Source organism: Ruegeria sp. AH7 (assembly GCF_056541325.1).
The window spans coordinates 101,394-119,849 of record NZ_JBQFYF010000007.1; the positions used below are offsets into that span (position 1 = coordinate 101,394).

The following is an 18,456-nucleotide window of genomic DNA, read 5'->3' on the forward strand; positions in this document are numbered from 1 at the left end:
ATACGAAACTCTTTGCTCACAGAAGGTGATTGAGCTCCAAATCAGGCGATAAAATGTTAGATAGCGGTCAAATTTAAGAAAATATCTCGCAAAGTGAGGTTTTGTCATCCAGATTTAGAACAAGCGCGCGGTACGCCCATGTTTTGGGAAAATTCAAAAGGAGGATTGGAACTACGACATAGTTGCGCGAAAAACTCTCTGACAGATTGTTCGTACCGCGCAAGCTTGGTAAATAGCCGTCACATTGATATCTCTAAATCATACAAAAGGCGGGTCCGATGAGCGCAAAGGAAGTCGTATTTCTGAAAGAGGCTCTTTCATCCGAAGATGTCTATGGGCATGTCGGGCAAAGACTGCGCGGATTGCGGTCTGAAAAGCGTATGACACAAGCGGAAGTCGCGCGCCTCCTGGAAATCAGCCCTCAACAGTATCAGAAGTATGAAGATGCACAAAGCAAGTGCAGCTTGCCATACCTGATGAAGCTTGCCGCATTTTATCAAGTCCCTATTGAATCTCTTCTCCCACAATCTGAAAGCTCGACCAACATGCCGAGCCCAACGGCAGAAATTCCTGTCGAGGCAGACTTGCTGGCCCGTTTGGTTAGTTCATTCGTGAAACTCGCAGACGTGAACGAAAAGTTGAGGTTGGTACAATTGGTTGAAGCGATTGTCTCTGCCGAACAGAAATAGGGAACTCGATGGAACAAAGTGACTTTAAACGGTTTGTAAAGGATCGCGGAGAAGAAGGTGCAAGCGAAGCCATCGGTTCGCATTCAGCGGTTGTTTGCCTCGCTCAACCGGGCGTTCCTGTTATCTACGTGTCCGACGCATTTGAGTCCCATACCGGCTATCGGCTTGAAGACGTAGCGGGGCGTAGTCTCGGGCTACTGCAAGGCCCTGATACCGAGCCAGAAGCGATTGACCACTTCAGAAACCTAATAAAAAACGGCCAATCGGGAACAGTCCGCATCACAAATTATCGGAAGAATGGTGAACGTTTTGTCCATGAATGTGAGTTGCGCCCGGTTTTGGATGATGGGAAGAATGTGACACATTTCATCGCAATACAGAGACCGGTTTAGCGCTGGTTGTACCGAGAAGTCATACTTGCCCATGCTCCTTGCGATTGCAGGCCAAGTTCCGCAATCAACGTGGAAAGTTAACGGCGTTGCTGCGCAAATTGGTTTAGATCAGTTTGAGACAAGTGTTCGTTTTTCTTATAATCATCGACTGATGTTTTCGGCGATTCAACTGCTCGCGGTAATTCTTTCGCAAAATGGTTCCTAAAACAATTCAAGATCGTTCGTTAGAGGAAACCAACAATGGATAGTGAGCGTCTCTTGGTTTCACGCCTAGGATAACGCGAGGCCGCACTACCCTCTTTCAGGCGCCCTCTCGTCGAGCCACTACTGCCCAATCAGGTATCGGGTTCTGATAACAACAATTATGATGAGACATAATACAGATTGTTTGCAGACTCTTGAGTGGTTCCACTTGACCTCCAAATTCACATGAAATAGGTGATGCTGTACTTAAGCGGGCGTTGTGTAGTGGTAAGACCTTAGCCTTCCAAGCTAATGACGCGGGTTCGATTCCCGCCGCCCGCTCCAAGATTTATTTTCCGACACAAGACCTGCAAAATTTAGGAAATTGATCCTGCAACCATTTGATTTTTTGAATTAAAATTGAATCGAGACGCTTGTCTTCCAAGCAATGATGATCGGTTTCACTGAGTATCGTGTAGTTGCTATATATTTCATTTAGTTCAATAATATATTGGGCGATTGTCTATTTGACAGACCCGCAGCCAGCAGCAAGATTATCCGGCGCGTAGCTTAATCGGATAGAGCGCATTGGTTTCGTTCCCAATCGGATCATCGCGGACAAACAGCGCTAGTATCGTGCTGCTGCAAAGCGTGAGGTCGCACAAGGGCATCATCAACCGAGCCGCCGGGAGTCGAGGTTTAAGGCTCCATGGTCATGTCAGAAAAAACAGTCGCCCTGAGAAGCCTTGTAAATTAGAATAAACTCTATCCAGCCGGCAAATTTAGGCTGGCAAGTGTCACGTTTCTACATCTCATTCAGGGTTTTTGGTATCTTGTAGCACCTCAACCCACAGTATTGATGGAGGTTGAAATGAACGTCGTTTCTGGGTGCCCTGTTGCTGCCAAGCACAACCAGCGGGTCGATTTTGTCTCTGACGATCCGCTGGAAAACATCAATGCAGGCAATTTTTCGACAGCCATAAAGCTATTTGTCGAACGCCACGAAGAGGGGCTTGCGACTGCGGAAGATTATGCCCTCGGCGCGCACGCTTTCCGCAATGTGGGAGACTTTCTTTCGGCAGCGGATTGGTTCGAGAAGGCCGCTCAGAAAGACCCAAGCCACAAGTTTGCGGTATTCTGGACCCGGCAGATCGAAAAGAACCGAGTGGATGGACAAAACGGTGTGGGTATCCTTCGACCTGACGAACTGACGGAAGAATATCTAAAGGCCGATCCCGCCAAGGTGTATGAGGGCCACAAAGATGCGTGGGTTTTGTGTACAGATTTCAAACGCCCAGGAGATCATATCCCCGAAAAATCGCTGCTGGACAGGGCGCGAAACTTAAAGGATTCTCTGGTTTCTCTGGCGCTGGGGCCGGTTGGTGCCTGGGCGAATTCCGGCGCGACGCCTGGCAATGCGGGCCGTTGGACGCAGCGCAAGCTTGGCATTCTGCGGCTCGCGGCTTTGGGCGATGCGCGTACGCAGATGGAAAAGGGCGAACGCGACCCTGACGGAGAGCGCGGTGACATCGTCGGTCAGCTGCCCAAGGGCGACATACCAAAATGGGCGGATTCTGGCTTTTCCCCCGATGGCGCGTATCTTGATACACAATTTGGGCCAGGCGAAGGCCGTGTGGGCCAAGAATTTGTCGATCACGGTCTTCAAAAAGGCTATCGCCCGCAAGACCAGTCCCAAAATCCAAAACTGCCAAGCGAAGCGGATGTTGCGAAGGTTTTTGGCTATCGCAATGGCCATACCATCGAAGCCAAGACGGCCAGCTTTCATGCCGCCGCCCACCTTCAGCAGCTGGTCCATGACGTGGCCCAAACCGCGCCCGACAATGCGTTGAAACACGCAATTCCCATCGACCCGGACAGTGAATGGGCCGCGCTTGGTGTGAAGTATGATTGGAGCCGGTCAGATGCCCCGCATGCATTGCGCGAAGATGGCGAAGGCATGCATGGCACCACGGTCTGGTGGGACATGAGCCACATTTACGGCAGCGATATCGAAACGCTGGCAGAAGTGCGCTCATACCCAGACGGCACGCCAGTGCCCGGCGGTAAGCTTTATCTGGAAGACACCGAAGAAGATGGCACCGGCGGATTTCTCCCGCTGAAAGACGTGCCTGTCAGCGAAGATGGCCCGCTGCAAAAACAGATTGTTACCGGCTTTGGGCGCAATATGACGGCCCCGTTGGAGGCCGAACATACGCTCTATGCGCGCCATCACAATTGGGTCGCGGAGGTTCTGAAAGAGCGTTATCCGGACTGGTCAGACAATCAGATTTTCCAGATCGCGCGGCGCGTGGTCACCATGACTTATGTGAAAATCCACACTGGTACCTGGACGCACACTCTGTTTGCCAATGAAGCCGTGGTCAACGGGCTGAACGCCAATCTGTTCGGCCGCGCGGAACGCAAGCTGCCGCATTTCGACAAGAAGATTTACCGGCCTGAGCAAGGCACGGATCCAGTGGCTCACGGCATTGCTGCTGGGAAGGTTGAGAAGAACAAGCCTGAGATCAAAGGGAACTTCTTTAGCAAGGCCTATCGCTTTGGCCACCAAATCTGGGTCGATCAGCTGAAATGCCCGCCTATCGGAGAGACCGCCAAAGACGGTACGCGCGAAGTGAACATGATGAGCTTGCGCGAGCTTGATGGCCACCAGTTCCTCAAGGATGAGGGTCTGGGTGCGGTCTACTATTACATGATGAATACCCGTCTTGGCGCACCCGTTGCTGGCAATACGGCCGATTTCTTCCGGAACATGGCGACCGAAGAAGGTGTCATGAACATGTTGGAGCAGGAAATCCGCAAAGACCGCGAACGTGGCACGCCCTTCTGGACAGATTATCAGCGGGCCCACAACATCCCGCCAAGCGAGAAGTGGGAGCACCTGTTCCTTGATCCATCAAGCGAGGCATCCAAAGCGACGATTGCGAAGCTCCAAGAACTCTACCCCGAAGGCATTGAAACACTGGATGCGATCATCGGGCTGACCTTGAATGAGCATAGGCCTGAGGGTCTGGCCATTACCAATGAAGGCTTTCAGACCTTTGTGCAGGAGGCTACCAGTCGCATTCGCAAAAACCCCTACCTCACTGAGAAATGGCGCCCAGACGAAGTCGGTTGGACAGCCATAAATCTGGTGGAAGCGGTTGATAAGGAGAAGATGCTTTACCTGCACTGTCCAGAACTGCGCAATTGGCTGGAGACCCGAAAGACGGTCAACACCTACGAATATGTCGGCACCTCGGCAACTGAGGCGCCGGACGAACATCCACTGGAATCCAATGGTATCATCACCTGGGGCGATCAGCATATTCGCGACATGGGTCTTGGTGATCCGTGGAAGGACGCGCATTTCAAAGACAATGTGCCTAACCAACTGATCCGCGTGGCACATAGGGACACGGTTTTTATCGTCGACATTACGGATGGTGTCGTGTTTGCCAATTTGAAAGGTAAGGGCCGTGTCTTTGCCCGCGATATGCTGACCAAAGATCCCGATGACGTCACTCGCGCCGATTTGATTGCCGCGGCCAACGCCATTCTGGACGAGAAAAAATACCCTTGGCCCGGCTACCAATCGCCTGATCATCCCGGCTTTGCGAGCGAGTGGGTTCTAACGCAGAAAGAAGTGAACCAGCTCAGAGGTTATCGCAAGGACGAGAAACGCGAAGGCGTTCAGCTCAAGTTGACGGATATGGAAAAGCATATCCTTCCCTTCAATCTGGGTAATGACATTTCACGTGCTGGGTTGCCGGAAAACCTGAAAGGCTGGCAAACGTTTGAAACAAGCGGATCTCGGGCGATGTTTCTGACCCTTGGGTCGACCTTCAAATTTGGTGGATTAAAAAACCTCCTACTTGGTCGCGGCATTCCGCTGAAAGAGATGGCGAAACGCCGACCGGGCAAACGCACTATGGTCTACGACGAAAACGGCATGATCGATGAAGACCTGTTGACGGACTATATGGGGGCACTGACTGACATGGCTGCCAAGCATGACGACGGTCTGATCCCCGAGGAAGAGTTCATGGCGCTGTTGGAGGAAAAGAACGCTTTGGATGATCTCACCACCAAGCAATGGGAGTCATTTTTCCGCATGCTCGCCCGTGCGGGCCAGCCAGCTGCCATCCGTCCGTCAGACTTTAAAGGCCTTTACCGCAATACGCTGTTGCCGGAAATGTTTGAGCGGTTCGCATCACCTTAGGTGTTTGATCCTGAGGGGAAACGCTGCATCTTGCCGTTCCCAAAACTCGCAACAGATCGGTGGTATTGTCATTCGAACGTCTCTGTCCCATCGGGTTCGACGTGGTCAGCTTTATTCATTTTCTGGCGAAACGCCGCTAGTTCTTGGTACATTCGCCGCCGCGCACGGCTTTGGTTGCCCAGTGGGCGGTGTTCGGGCAAGGAATGCCAGGGGTTGATTCGCAGGTTTCGGGCAAAAGACATCTGGGCAGGCGTGTCGAAATCCTGCTGAGGGATATGGATGCGCGCGACCGGTATCCAAGGCGATTTGTCTTCGGGCCACAGCACCGAGGCATCCTCCACGGGCATCAGATGCGGGTCGGTCTGAATCTGAACCAGCATCTCGAACTCGGCAGGACCCGCGCGTAGCGCGCGTGCCATGTTGTCTCGTAGATAGTTCGGGGGCACGCGTCCGAAGGGGACACCGGGAATATCCATCGGCACATCCGTTAAAGGCCTGTAGGAGTAGAGCATGGCCTGCCCTTCACCCAGCAGATACGGCACACAGCTAAAATAGCGTTGGCCCAACGGATTGTACTGTGTTTCGTTCCACAGACCCTGCATGAGAAAGTCGATCAGGTGCGTATCCTTGGGGTTCAGAAAATACCAGATCGGCTCGTCTATGGTGCTCCAATACTGCAGCTTGGCATTCTCGCGCACGTCTGGTGTGACAAATGTTGGCGTGACGACAGCGGGCCAGTCCTGCGTGAATTTCTCTTCTTCCATCAGCTTCGGGCCGGGTACGTCCATCAGTTTGACTGACATGGAACCAAACCCGACATCGCGGATATCTTCGGGCACGTCGGGGCCGGGCCCGGCAAAGCGAATATAGGCCGGATAGCTTCGTTCATCTGCGAACACGCCTTTGCGCAGGTGTTCGGGCAAATCGGACTTCACAGTAAAGGTCGCGCGCACCAGCCCATGGGTTTTTGTATTCCCGCCGCGTTCGTAGGCACCGGGTTGGAAATGCAGGTTCATCTGCTCGCGCATCTCGTCGATGATCGTCTGCAAAGCCTCTTCTTCCCAATCGAATATTTTCTCCTCAGCCACACCAAGCCCGAGGTTTGGACGCGCGCGGTTCTTGAGGCGCTGAAGGAATCGTGCCGCGCGGTCGCGCAAGAGGCGGTTGAGTTGCGGGCGAAAAAACGGCTCGAGCCTGCGTTCGAAGTGCAACCCGATCTGAAGAAGGGAGTGCAAAAGCCGACGAATAACAAGAAGGATGGCGCGCATGAGTATCTCCTAGTCCTTCTGCTCTGCGAGAAAGCGTAACGCGCGCAAGCTAGGCAGGAAGAAATAGCCGCCGCCCTTAACGGTCACGAATTGGGGCAGGCCTTCGAGCCGCTTGGCAATACCGGTCGCGCTCTGGATACTGAAACTGTCTGTGGACACGCCTCCGACAGGTTCGCGGCTGCCGACGATGGGGTCCGCCTCGCCATGCAGACCATCGAACGTCGGGGAAGACATCCATGCGTTCTGAACGAACTCGAACTGACGCGTAATGTCGGCGCAGAGGCAGATGAAATGCAGCCCCCTTGCTTCTTGGGTGTCAGGCATGCCCGACAGCGCTTGTTCGGGAGACAGCGGCGGGCCATAAGCACGTCCACGACGGGCAAGACGGTGAAACCGTGTCGAGGCGACAAGATCGTGCCGACCCGGCAGGCCATCACGCCTGCGCCGGAACCCGAGAGTGCTGGTAAGCCAGGCCCATCGGCTATCAACGCCAGGTGGTTGGTCACCGGTTCGCGGGTTGGCCCGCCGGATATGAGCGCCGACCGGGCAGACGACGCCATCGACGTCATCCTGGTAGGTGAAATCGTTCCCCTTTCGCCCGCCCTCGATCTCGCGTCGGCCTTTGATCAATGGCTTGCCATCGCGTGCGCGGCCCACCATGGCGGTCGCCAGCGCCTCGCGTTGCACTGCGTCCCCTTTTGCCGCTGAGTCCAGATACCGCCAGAAGCCCGCTACGTCCTGCTCAAGCTGGCGCAGAACCAGATAGCTGCCATTGCGTCCGAAGTCGCGATCCCCCTCGGTAGCATTGATCTGCGGGGCAGGTGAGACTTCCTTGTATTCATTGACATGGCCCAAAACGATCTCGCCCGGTGCGATCAGGTTCGCGTATTTCTCGCGGCCGTGCTTTGGCGGTGGGCTTTGCTGATCCCAATCCACTTTTGGTTCGCTGATACCGTCGGCAAATCCAAAAGGTTCAATGCCGTCATTTGCGCGCGTTGGAAGTACATGGGCGATGTCGAAGGCATCTTTGAAAACGCCTTCCAGCAGAGCCGATTTCAAGGACTCCAACCCGCCCTCGCGTGCATAGAGCATCAACAGAACATGGATTTCACCACCATCCCAGACCCAGTTTTCCGGTGTGTTCCCGCCGGTGTCGCCAAGCCGCCGGGTGCGGCTTGCTTCACCTGCCATCCCCGCCAGGAACGGTTGCGAAAATTGAGAAAGAACCTCATCCGGTAGCCCAAGCGCCTGCAATCCGCTGGCTGTGAACGCGACCTGCAGCGCAGTCTCCGGGGGGGTATCCATCCACTCGGCTGATGTGATCGGGGCGGTCGCCAGCCAATCCCGCGCGGCCTGCGCGTCAGAAATGTTCAGCAGCAGGAACTCGGCTTCGGTCAGTTTGCCATGACCAAACCGGACCAAACCCTGCATGTCGGAAAAGTCGGGCCGTGTGACCGGGATATCCTCGTTCTGTTTCATATTTTTGCCAGCCATTTTCGCAATGCCCTGAGCCCGAGGGGCCGCCGCTCAAGCCCCGCGCGGATCTGTGAATGCCTGTCGAGGTCGATTGCCGTCAGACCGGGATAGGCCTTGTACCACACAGGGGTGGCTTGCTGACGGTTGCGCAGGAACCGCTTGAACTTGCTCTCTTGTTCGGCCCCGTCTTTGATCAGAAACCGTGTACTTGGATACCCAACACCATTCGAAAACACGAGGTTGAGCCCCCAGGCGACCTTGTTGACGAAATCGTCCATGTAGCTTTCCAATGCCCCATCATAATTGCTGCAGAACATCACCCGGCGTTTGTTGTCGAAATAGACCCACCGCGCGAAATGGATGGTCTGCACGCGGGTCAGGTAGCCGCGCGGAAAGATATGTTTGGCAGCGTAATTCAGAAGATACAGCGCAACCGTAGTGATCGCGCGCCGGAAACCACCGGGTTTTAGATCGCCAACCGCAGTAAACGGGTTGGTGACATCGTGATCTTCAAAGGTCCCCATTTCAGCAATATGTGCGTCGTCCGGGCGCGGCAGGATTTCGGGGTCGGACCGTTCAAGCCGGCGCAGCCTCCATAGCAGCAGCGGCGAGGCCAGCAGAACGACCGGCGAAATAGCCAATAGCAGCAGAGGCACCGCGATCTTCTCGATCCAGTGAAGGGCGGCCTGTGGCAGCGGCGTTGGCTTCACGGGCGTCAATCGCAGACGCCCTGCCTGCTGTTCGGCCGAGACGAATTCTTGCAGACGCTCATGCAACAGAATGGCGTCATCCATGCCATGTGCATCCACAAGCGCGCGCAATTCCGGTTTCAGTGCCTGTGCAAGTGCGGCTTCTTCGCGAACCTGCTGCACAGTGCGACCGCGCATGTTCACGTAATTGGCGGCCTCGAGGACGTTGTGCCGGGCCATCCAATCGCTTAGGTCCGTATCTTCGTGGAACCCCTCGCAATGTGAGAAGATCCGACGCAATCCTTCACCCGCTTGATTGGCCAACTCTTCCAGAAAGCTGTCCCGATCTCCGTCAATGTCACCTAAAAAGGCCAGATGCGGTGGAAACGGACGCGCTTCAATCTCGTAGGCTTCGATGTCGCGCCATGTGTCGACCTGAGCAAGAAAGAACCGCGCGACGTGCAGGCGGTCAAACTCTGCAAAGGGCACAATCGGGTTCTTCGGGTCAGCGAGCCCGGGTTTGACGACCAGTTCGGACAGCAGCGCGCGCAAATCATGAATCCGCCCTTCATCGACAGAGGCCAAAATCAGAAATGTGCTTTGCTGCGTCATGGCGGGACGAGTCTACCACATTCAGGGCGATGACGTGTCGACATTGAAGTCCAGCGCAAAATCGATCAATCGATTGTCGTCCCAATAGACTTTACCCAGATAGAGACCGGGACCAACGGCACGTATTTCGTCGCGAATCCACTGCGCAAGAAGCGACGTATCGGAGTAATCCAAAACGATGCACTCCTTTCCATCAAGCCAGCTTGTGTCCTTGTAGACTTTGGCCAAAATCGCATTGAGCCCGAACGGTAGGATGCGGTTGCGTAATACGCCCTTCTGCTGATCAAAAACTTTGCCCTGCCAGGCAAAGCTGTTGATGAAGCGCGAGATCAGTGGTGTGAACCTGGTGCCCGGAGCCACGATGGCAGTCCCTTCAGCCTCGCCGTCGGGAATATCCCCGGCCGCCACGCTGGAGAACAATTCGTCCAGTTCCTCCTGACTCAAGTCCATGAGGGATTCGACGCTATGTGCCATGATGGCCTCCTTCCATGTAAGTGTATTGTTGGGCGTCCTCCAGAGTGACCTGCACGGCCTTTTTGCCGACAATGTAAACGGAAGATGGGCGGTATCGCAAACTTTGGTACGTTTCCAGGCTATCGCTATGAGCGGGTGGATATAGCAATCGTGCTCTGCAAATTGACGGAATCTTCTTGTCGAAGGTCCAATCTGCCCCTAGCGGATCATGTCGATTGTCTTGATTCCCGCGAGTTTATTCCGCAAACGGGTGGTCGTAATATTTTTTGGCTGTACTCGCGAACCTTCATGGAGAAGAGATGGGCGAAGAGACTGCTGTTGGCACGGAGTATTCGCGGCACCGAGGCCCAAATGTGACCCGCTCGCAAAACTTACCCGGTTGCTGTGATGGTTCAGGCGAACTCGCTTCAGGTCTCCCAATCGCAGTTCGAATACTTAAGCCAAAGACGAACTCGAAATCCCGCAGGCACGCGGCAAATGTCCGCTATACGAGCTGACGATGGGGCATCCGAGTGGTGCTCTGGATGTCTCCTCTGGGCCGAACCTAAACTACACTTATTGCTAACAAGTTAGTCGCATTTCGCTGCATGTGATCCAGAAATCGAGCAGAATGATCACTGACATCAAATGAACTAGACCCTTTGTGCTAGAACGCTCTAAAGTGTTTGGTGGCAAATTTGACCTTAGGGCATCTTCAATCGCGGGGGCATGAAAATGAGCATCAGGGTTTTCCACATCGCCAATATTCTGTTGATCGCCCTCTCCAGCGCTCTTGTGGCTCAGCAGAGTCCTCCACCCGTGACGGTGGCAAAACCGATTGTGAAGTCCATAGTTGAAGATGATGAATTTGTCGGTCGCTTTGGCGCCGCGGCTGACGTTGACGTCCGAGCGCGGGTTTCAGGTTTTCTGGATCAGGTGCATTTCAAGGACGGAAGTCTCGTCGAAGAGGGTGATTTGCTCTTTACGATTGACCAGCGTCAGTTTCGCACTGCATTGAGACAAGCTCGGGCACAGATCAGCATCGCCGAGGCAACAAGTGCCTTCACGACTGATCAGTTGGAACGCGCCGAGGCTTTGATCAGAAATGGCAATATCGCGGAGAGCGTGGTGGACCAACGTCGCGAAGCTTTTCTTGCGGCGCAGGGTGCGTTGGAACAAGCGCGCGCTGCACTGGAATTGGCCGAGCTTGATCTGGAGTACTCGGAGATCCGAGCGCCAATGTCTGGACGTATCGACCAGGCCCGGATTGATCCAGGAAACCTGATCATAGCCCAAGACACCCTGTTGACATCGATCGTCTCGACCGACCCGATTTATTTTTATTTCGACATAGATGAACGCTATTTTTTGGCATACGCGCGGGACGCGCGTGCCCGGGGGTCTGTTCTGCAGGAAGGCGCAGACAATCTTCAAGTTCAAGTAACAGTCGCTGACCGAAGCATACCGCCTCAGAACGGAATACTAGATTTCTCAGAAAACCGCATTGATGATGAAACTGGTACGATGCGCGTACGCGCAGTTCTGCGCAACCCAGATGAGCTTTTGACACCCGGTCTATTCGGACGCGTCAACGTTCCGGGGTCGCTTCCCTATGAAGGCATCCTGATCCCGGATGAGGCGATTGCTTCCGATCAGAACCGAAGACTTGTGATGACAGTGGATGCTGAAGGCAATGTCATACCAAAGGAAATCCGACCGGGACCCAGAATAGACGGCTACAGGGTCGTGCGTGAAGGTTTGGACGGTTCGGAGACTCTGGTCATAGAAGGTCTTGTTCGGGCCCGTCCGGGCAGCGTCGTTGCTGCGGAATTGGTCGAACTGCCGCTGGCCGCAGAAAACTGATATGGGACGTTTCTTTGTCACTCGCCCCATCTTTGCGATCGTTGTCGCGGTTGTTACAACCATCGTTGGGTTGCTCGCGTATTTCGAACTGCCCGTCGAGCAGTACCCGGAAATCGCGCCGCCATCGATTGTGGTCAGGGCGAGCTACCCCGGAGCAGACGCTGAGACAATTGCCGCCACGGTCGCGACCCCGTTGGAGCAAGAGATCAACGGTGTTGAGGGCATGCTCTACATGTCGTCATATTCGACGGCTGACGGGTCTATGTCGCTGACGATAACGTTTGAACTGGGCACCAATCTCGATGCTGCCCAGGTTCTTGTCCAAAACCGCGTTGCTATCGCTGAACCGCGCCTTCCGCAGGAGGTCAGGGCGCTCGGCGTCACGACCAACAAGTCTTCACCCGATCTCATGATGGTCATCCATATGCTCTCGCCCGATGAGACCTTTGACCAGCTTTATGTATCCAACTACGCCCGTTCGCGTGTCAGAGACCGCCTTGTGCGTCTTGATGGTGTTGGCGATCTGATTATTTTCGGTGAACGGGAGTTTTCGGCGCGCGTGTGGTTGGACCCGGACCGGCTTGGCTCACTTGGGCTGACGTCAGGAGATGTCGTTGCGGCGCTGCGCGAACAAAACGTTCAGGTTTCGGGTGGCTCCTTGGGATCACCGCCCAATGCCACCGACAGCGCCTTTCAGGTAACGCTAACAACGCAAGGTCGATTGGAAGATCCACGCCAATTCGGTCGCGTTATCGTTAAGTCGACTGACGACGGGCGCGTCGTACGAGTTAGGGATGTGGCGCGGGTTGAGATCGGAGCGCGCTCCTACGTGACCAACTCGTACCTGAACAACAAACCGGCTGTGGCCCTAGGTATTTTTCAGCGACCGGGATCGAACGCATTGGCGTCGGCGGATGAGATCTTAGCCGTTGTCGAAGAGCTGTCACAGGATTTCCCATCCGGGCTTGAGTATCAGGTAGTCTACAACCCTACAGAATTCATCGAAGCCTCGGTGAACGCGGTCTATCGAACTTTGTTCGAAGCGGTATTGCTGGTTGTTGTCGTGATCGTTGTTTTTCTTCAGAGCTGGCGAACGGCCATCATACCGTTGATCGCTATTCCCGTATCGCTCATCGGGACATTTGCTGTGATGCTGGCGCTTGGATACTCTTTGAATTTGCTGACGCTTTTCGGGCTCATTCTGGCTATTGGTATCGTCGTGGATGATGCCATCGTTGTGGTCGAAAACGTTGAACGAAACATCAAAAACGGCATGTCTCCGAAAGATGCGTCCGCCCGAACCATGGATGAAGTCCAAAATGCAATCATCGGAACGACACTGGTTCTGATTGCTGTCTTTGTGCCAGCCGCTCTGGTGCCCGGTATTACCGGCCAGTTCTACAGGCAATTTGCTGTCACGATTTCCGTCGCAACAATTATTTCGACTATCAACTCACTCAGCCTTTCGCCGGCGATGGCCGCCGTGATCCTTAGGCCAAACTCCAGTGCACCAACACGAAACCCTTTGGCCTTCGTCACAGACCCGCTCAGCAATGGGTTCAACAGAGGGTTTGATGCAATGGCGTCCGCTTATGGTCGGACCGTGCGCGCACTGTCTGGTTCAACCGGGATCCGCAGCATTGTTCTGCTGGTCTTTGCCGGATTGATGGGCGGAACATACTGGATCACGACAAAAGTGCCGACCGGGTTCATACCGGAAATGGACCAGGGGTACGCCATCGTTGTGGTGCAACTGCCAGATGGTGCAGCACTGGACCGGACCGACGATATCATCAAGCAAGCGACTGAGATAGCATTGGAAACGCCCGGGGTCACAAACGCCGTGGCATTTGCGGGCTTCTCCGGGGCGACGTTTACCAATGCAAGCAGTCAAGGTGTGATTTTCACCACCTTCGAGAGCTTTGAAAGCCGACAGGAAAACGGGCTGACAGCAGGTGCCATTGTGGGCCAGCTTTTTGGCCGGATGCAGGCCCTGCGCGAAGCCTTTATCATCGCCATTGCACCTCCGGCGGTCCGTGGGGTTGGCACTGGTGGCGGTTTCAAGCTTCAGCTTCAGGAACTTGAAAGCGCAGACATGTCCCGCGTGTTGCAATCTGCCTATGCTGTGATGGGCAGTGCCAGCCAGTCGGATAAAGTTCAGGGCGTTTTCACGACCTTTTCGTCCGGATCGCCACAGCTGTATCTTGAGATCAATCGCGTTCGGGCACAAATGCTCAACGTCCCGATTGGCGAAATATTCGAAGCTCTCTCAATCAACCTCGGGTCTGCCTATGTGAACGATTTTAATGCTTTCGGTCGTCTTTTTCAGGTGCGTGCGCAGGCGGACGAGCCATTCCGTCTGAACCAAAGTGATATTCGAAGTCTGCGAGTTCGTTCCGCAACAGGAGCCTTGGTTCCGTTGGGCACCCTAGTTACCGTCCGTGAAACCGCCGGCCCCGCCTTGGTTCAGCGCTACAATCAACAGGTGTCTGTGCCGGTTCAGGGGTCGCCAGCGCCCGGTGTGTCGACGGGGCAGGCATTGCTTGAAATGGAAGCCCTTGCAGAGGCAGTCATGCCACCCGGTCTGGAATACGAGTGGACCGAACTCGCCCTGCAGGAACGCAATCAGGGCAACACGGCAGCTTACATTTTCGCCTTTTCGGTGCTGTTTGCCTTTCTGTTTCTCGCGGCGCTCTACGAAAGCTGGACGCTTCCGATGGTTATTATTTTGATTGTTCCTCTCGCAGTGCTGGGCGCAATGCTGGGGGTTATGTTCAGAGGTATGGACAACAATATCCTGACGCAGGTTGGATTGATTGTTCTTGTGGGGCTTGCTGCAAAGAATGCCATTCTTATCGTGGAGTTCGCCAAGCAAGCGCAGGAAGAACGTGGGTTGTCAGCTATTGATGCCGCCGTCGAAGCCAGCCAACTGCGCTTGCGGCCAATACTGATGACTGCATTCGCGTTCATTCTCGGCGTTGTGCCCTTGATGATCGCAGTCGGCCCCGGTTCTCAGATGCGACAGGCGCTTGGAACGGCGGTGTTTTTTGGCATGTCCGGCGTAACTTTGCTCGGGCTGTTCTTTACACCTGTTTTCTACGTTGCCATGCGCACGCTATTCCCGATGCGACAAGCCACGACGTAAGCCAATGGTGCAGTGACAGACGCACTTGAAACGTTCAGTGCGCGGGAAGCAGGATACAAAACGTCCGCAGGTCTGTGGCGGAAGCGTCAGTGTCGAATGAATGGGTGAAAATCTTGAAATAGCCGCTAGGTCTTGTAACAGCGCCGATCATCAGGAGAACTGCACATGGAAAGCCTAGCTGCCGACCTTCGCGAAATGACGCGAACGCCTTTGCACCAGAGCCATGTCGAAACCTTGAAAGCGTTGGGCACCGAAGTGAGTTTTGAAGCAGGCCAGATGATCGCCGAGGTCGGTGATCCAATGGACCAGTTTATCTACATTGTCGACGGTCGGGTTGAGGTAATTGATCCTCAAACGCGAGAGGCTTATCTACCGACGTCTCTTGGGCCGACGCAGTTTCTGGGAGAGATCGCGTTTCTCAGCGGCGGGGTTTACTCGCTGCCGATGCGGGCGCGAGAGGACACGCACGCTATCTCTGTGCCGCGCGAGAAGATGCTGGACGCTATGTCGCGCATTCCGGAAATGTCAGATATCATCATCACTGTTTTTTCCGCACGTCGCCGACGTCAAATCGAAGACAACGACAGCTCTCTGAAACTGATTGGCGCTGACCTGAATCGCAATATCCGTCAAATCGAAGAGTTTGCTATCCGAAACAAGATCCCATTCCAAACGATGGATTTGGGTTCTGAGACCGCATGTGAGGTCGCGCAGTCCTGTCACCTGACAGGCCATCAGCCCGCGGTTATCTTTGGTGACAGCCTGGTGGTTGACAACCCGACCCCAGCCAAGGTCGCCCGATTGCTCGGGCTCGAACAGTCTTACGATTGTCGAGAGGTCATAGATGTTTTGATTGTTGGAGGTGGTCCGGCCGGGGTCGCGGCTGCGGTCTATGCTGGTGCGGAAGGGCTGTCTGCGATTGTTGTGGAGGACCTCGCGGTTGGGGGGCAGGCTGGGACATCCAGTCGGATCGAGAACTACATGGGCTTTCCAACAGGCATTTCGGGTGCAGACCTTGTATGGCGAGGGGAAGTCCAAGCCATGAAGTTTGGCACCCGATTTGTTCGCCCAAAACGGGCCAAACAATTGCAACGTCAATCCGATGGCGTGTTTTGTGTAACGCTGGATGATGGGCAAAAGCTAAGGGCACGCTCGGTCGTAGTCGCCACGGGGGTCCAGTACCGGCGTCTGCCGTTGGAAAGACTGAAGGACTTTGAGGGTTTGGGCATCTACTATGCTGCAACCGAGATGGAAGCGCGCTATTGCAAGGGCACCGATGTCGTCGTGGTTGGGGGCGGAAACTCTGCGGGGCAAGCAGCGATGTACCTGTCGCGATCAGCAAAACATGTCCATGTGCTGGTGCGAGGAGACAGCTTGGCTGCATCGATGTCCGATTACCTGCTGTCAAGGTTAGAGGCGGATCCGGCGATCACCATCCACTACAAGTCCCAGCTAAAGACACTTCTTGGGGACAAATCCATGTCCAGGGTCATCATTGAGCATGACGGATCAGACTGGCCACTCGATTGCAGCGCCGCATTTGTGATGGTTGGGGCTGCACCCAATACCGAATGGCTGTCACAGAGCTGCCAGTTGGACGCACGCGGCTTTGTGGTCACGGGCAACGAGGCCAATGCCGGATCAACTTTCGCGACGTCTTGTCCCGGCATTTTTGCCGTGGGCGATGTACGCGCCGGGTCGGTCAAGCGCGTTGCCTCTGCGGTGGGTGAAGGGTCAGTTGTCATATCTCAAGCTTGGGAATACCTGCAAAACTGAGTGTTTTTCTCCGCATAAAAGTTACGTCGCTGTTCTGCCTTGGTTAGCCCGGTTACAACCACACAGAGGCTATTGTTTCTCAACGCGGTCTCAAGTCAGGCCTTTTTTGCTAGGTTGTTTTGGTCCTCAGAGGAGTTTGGGTCAAAACGGGTGCGCTTCATCTGCGTTTTCTCGTGCGTTGGTCAGGAAGGCATGAATGTCAGTCACGATACACTTTGGTATTATTCACATTGGAAACAGAAACCTCTGTAACCTGCGACGAGTGTATTTGACTTAACTCCTATTCGGCGGAGCCAGATTTGACCGAAATCGACGCGCAAAAATTCACACTGGAGTCCGAAAGAAGACTCACAAAGGCCGAGCAGCGCGGACTACGCTTGGCGATTGCCTGTCGCACCTCTATCACCGCTGCAGCATTTTTCTGGTACTTGGGTTCAACACTGTTGTTTCCTGAATTCAGTACGCGCCAAGTCACGACTTTCGCGTTGTTCGCGTTCACTGCCATTGGTGTCACCCATCTCGTGTTGATTGGTACCAGCTATGACAGGCCGTGGATCAAATATGCCGTTTACTCACTGGATTCACTGGCGATCTGTTCACTTTTTGCGCTCGTCCCCATCAGCAGGGCCGACGACGTGCCACAGATCATCGCGTTCCGCGCTTATGGAATATACTACCTTTTTCCGATGGTCGCATTGGCTTGCCTCAGCCTTTCCTGGCGTCTCGTGCTCTGGACTGGGGGCCTTTGCGTGCTTGGATGGTGGGCGGCATTCTTTTGGGTTACTTTACCAATGGAGCGGACGCTGTCATGGGCAGATATGTCTGCGATGGCCACCCGCCAAACCTATGAGACTGTATTTCTTTCCATTGACTTCATTGGTCGCGGCAATCGCATCGAAGAAACCGGAATGCTGCTGTTTGCGACGTGCATTTTAGCAATTGCTGTGTTCAGATCCCGAGCAGTTTTCTTTGCGCAAGTTGAAGCTGATCTAGAGCGCGGTCGGGAACGCGCAAAGAGACAACATGTTTCGAACCTTCTTGGCAAATACCTGCCGGAAGAAATCGCAAAGAAGCTTATTGATGACAACGCTCCGCTGAAACCTCAGAAATCATTTGGTACGGCGCTCGTGATGGATATTGCTGCGTTCACCAAGTATTCCTCACAACATTCCCCCGACGAAGTGATCAGACGTCTGGATGCCTTCCTCACGGACGCGACCGAGGATGTTTCAGCCGAAAATGGGATCGTGATTTCTTATCTTGGCGACGGGTTTCTTGTCACATTCAACGCACCAGTCAAAGTCGAGAGGCCTGCGGACGCGGCGGTAAGAGCTGCGGAAGCCTTGCACTTGACCGCTGCCAGGCATGGGCTTTCAATCCGAATTGGCATCGCAAGCGGAGAGCTGGTCACAGGCACGATCGGGTCTGACACCCGCCAGTCGTTCACGGTGTACGGAGATCCCGTCAATCTTGCCTCAAGGCTAGAGGTCAATTGCAAATCGCTCGCAGCGGCGGTGCTTTTGGATGCCGCGACCAATGACGCTCTTTCGGGTATCGATCGGCTACAAAGTTTCGGTTCAGTTGAAATCAGTGGTCTGGCCGAACCTGTCGCCGTGTTTGGCGCACTGCTTAGGCTTCGGATCAAGACATAACCTCTGATTTTGAGAACTTGTTCTTGAATTTCTGTTTTT

Annotated in this window: 11 protein-coding genes and 1 tRNA gene; 8 read left to right on the top strand and 4 right to left on the bottom strand. The window is 54.4% G+C overall.

Annotated elements, in window-relative coordinates:
* Window positions 1-278: 278 nt before the first annotated feature.
* The 4 genes from ACR0JX_RS16475 (at window position 279) to ACR0JX_RS16490 (ending at window position 5,483) form a co-directional block, all read left to right on the top strand.
* Complete coding sequence (locus ACR0JX_RS16475; protein WP_480544876.1) at window positions 279-689, top strand: helix-turn-helix domain-containing protein; 411 nt, start codon at window positions 279-281, stop codon at window positions 687-689.
* An 8-nt stretch (window positions 690-697) separates the two neighbouring features.
* A complete protein-coding gene (locus ACR0JX_RS16480; RefSeq protein ID WP_480544877.1) occupies window positions 698-1,081 on the top strand; it encodes a PAS domain-containing protein in 384 nt (127 codons plus the stop codon).
* Window positions 1,082-1,535: 454 nt separating this feature from the next.
* Window positions 1,536-1,609: transfer RNA gene (locus tag ACR0JX_RS16485), tRNA-Gly, on the top strand.
* A gap of 526 nt (window positions 1,610-2,135) precedes the next feature.
* Complete coding sequence (locus ACR0JX_RS16490) at window positions 2,136-5,483, top strand: peroxidase family protein (protein WP_480544878.1); 3,348 nt, start codon at window positions 2,136-2,138, stop codon at window positions 5,481-5,483.
* Between the two features lie 68 nt (window positions 5,484-5,551).
* Here the strand turns inward: ACR0JX_RS16490 and ACR0JX_RS16495 are convergent, their stop codons facing one another.
* From ACR0JX_RS16495 to ACR0JX_RS16510, 4 genes are read right to left on the bottom strand one after another with little or no spacing between them, the layout of a single operon-like run.
* Complete coding sequence (locus tag ACR0JX_RS16495; RefSeq protein ID WP_480544879.1) at window positions 5,552-6,751, bottom strand: catalase family protein; 1,200 nt, start codon at window positions 6,749-6,751, stop codon at window positions 5,552-5,554.
* A gap of 9 nt (window positions 6,752-6,760) precedes the next feature.
* Window positions 6,761-8,245, bottom strand: a complete 1,485-nt coding sequence (locus ACR0JX_RS16500) for a Dyp-type peroxidase (RefSeq protein WP_480544880.1) — start codon at window positions 8,243-8,245, stop codon at window positions 6,761-6,763.
* Window positions 8,227-9,528: a hypothetical protein gene (locus ACR0JX_RS16505; RefSeq protein WP_480544881.1), complete on the bottom strand. Its 1,302-nt coding sequence runs from the start codon at window positions 9,526-9,528 to the stop codon at window positions 8,227-8,229. Before ACR0JX_RS16505 ends, ACR0JX_RS16500 begins: the two co-directional genes overlap by 19 nt.
* A gap of 21 nt (window positions 9,529-9,549) precedes the next feature.
* On the bottom strand, window positions 9,550-10,002 hold the full coding sequence (locus tag ACR0JX_RS16510; protein WP_480544882.1) for a hypothetical protein: 453 nt from the start codon (window positions 10,000-10,002) through the stop codon (window positions 9,550-9,552).
* Between the two features lie 714 nt (window positions 10,003-10,716).
* Here ACR0JX_RS16510 and ACR0JX_RS16515 point away from each other — a divergent pair.
* The 4 genes from ACR0JX_RS16515 (at window position 10,717) to ACR0JX_RS16530 (ending at window position 18,417) form a co-directional block, all read left to right on the top strand.
* Window positions 10,717-11,844, top strand: coding sequence for an efflux RND transporter periplasmic adaptor subunit (locus ACR0JX_RS16515; protein ID WP_480544883.1), 1,128 nt, complete (start codon window positions 10,717-10,719; stop codon window positions 11,842-11,844).
* A gap of 1 nt (window position 11,845) precedes the next feature.
* Complete coding sequence (locus ACR0JX_RS16520) at window positions 11,846-14,989, top strand: efflux RND transporter permease subunit (RefSeq protein WP_480544884.1); 3,144 nt, start codon at window positions 11,846-11,848, stop codon at window positions 14,987-14,989.
* Between the two features lie 165 nt (window positions 14,990-15,154).
* Complete coding sequence (locus ACR0JX_RS16525; RefSeq protein ID WP_480544885.1) at window positions 15,155-16,765, top strand: FAD-dependent oxidoreductase; 1,611 nt, start codon at window positions 15,155-15,157, stop codon at window positions 16,763-16,765.
* A gap of 299 nt (window positions 16,766-17,064) precedes the next feature.
* Window positions 17,065-18,417 carry an adenylate/guanylate cyclase domain-containing protein gene (locus ACR0JX_RS16530; RefSeq protein ID WP_480544886.1) on the top strand — a complete coding sequence of 451 codons (1,353 nt, stop codon included), beginning with the start codon at window positions 17,065-17,067 and terminating at the stop codon, window positions 18,415-18,417.
* Window positions 18,418-18,456 lie beyond the last annotated feature (39 nt).

Bases quoted from the DNA above. Each gene is read 5' to 3' on its own strand.
- ACR0JX_RS16475 (WP_480544876.1), top strand. From the start codon at position 279: ATGAGCGCAAAGGAAGTCGTATTTCTGAAAGAGGCTCTTTCATCCGAA.
- ACR0JX_RS16480 (WP_480544877.1), top strand. From the start codon at position 698: ATGGAACAAAGTGACTTTAAACGGTTTGTAAAGGATCGCGGAGAAGAA.
- ACR0JX_RS16490 (WP_480544878.1), top strand. From the start codon at position 2,136: ATGAACGTCGTTTCTGGGTGCCCTGTTGCTGCCAAGCACAACCAGCGG.
- ACR0JX_RS16495 (WP_480544879.1), bottom strand. From the start codon at position 6,751: ATGCGCGCCATCCTTCTTGTTATTCGTCGGCTTTTGCACTCCCTTCTT.
- ACR0JX_RS16500 (WP_480544880.1), bottom strand. From the start codon at position 8,245: ATGGCTGGCAAAAATATGAAACAGAACGAGGATATCCCGGTCACACGG.
- ACR0JX_RS16505 (WP_480544881.1), bottom strand. From the start codon at position 9,528: ATGACGCAGCAAAGCACATTTCTGATTTTGGCCTCTGTCGATGAAGGG.
- ACR0JX_RS16510 (WP_480544882.1), bottom strand. From the start codon at position 10,002: ATGGCACATAGCGTCGAATCCCTCATGGACTTGAGTCAGGAGGAACTG.
- ACR0JX_RS16515 (WP_480544883.1), top strand. From the start codon at position 10,717: ATGAGCATCAGGGTTTTCCACATCGCCAATATTCTGTTGATCGCCCTC.
- ACR0JX_RS16520 (WP_480544884.1), top strand. From the start codon at position 11,846: ATGGGACGTTTCTTTGTCACTCGCCCCATCTTTGCGATCGTTGTCGCG.
- ACR0JX_RS16525 (WP_480544885.1), top strand. From the start codon at position 15,155: ATGGAAAGCCTAGCTGCCGACCTTCGCGAAATGACGCGAACGCCTTTG.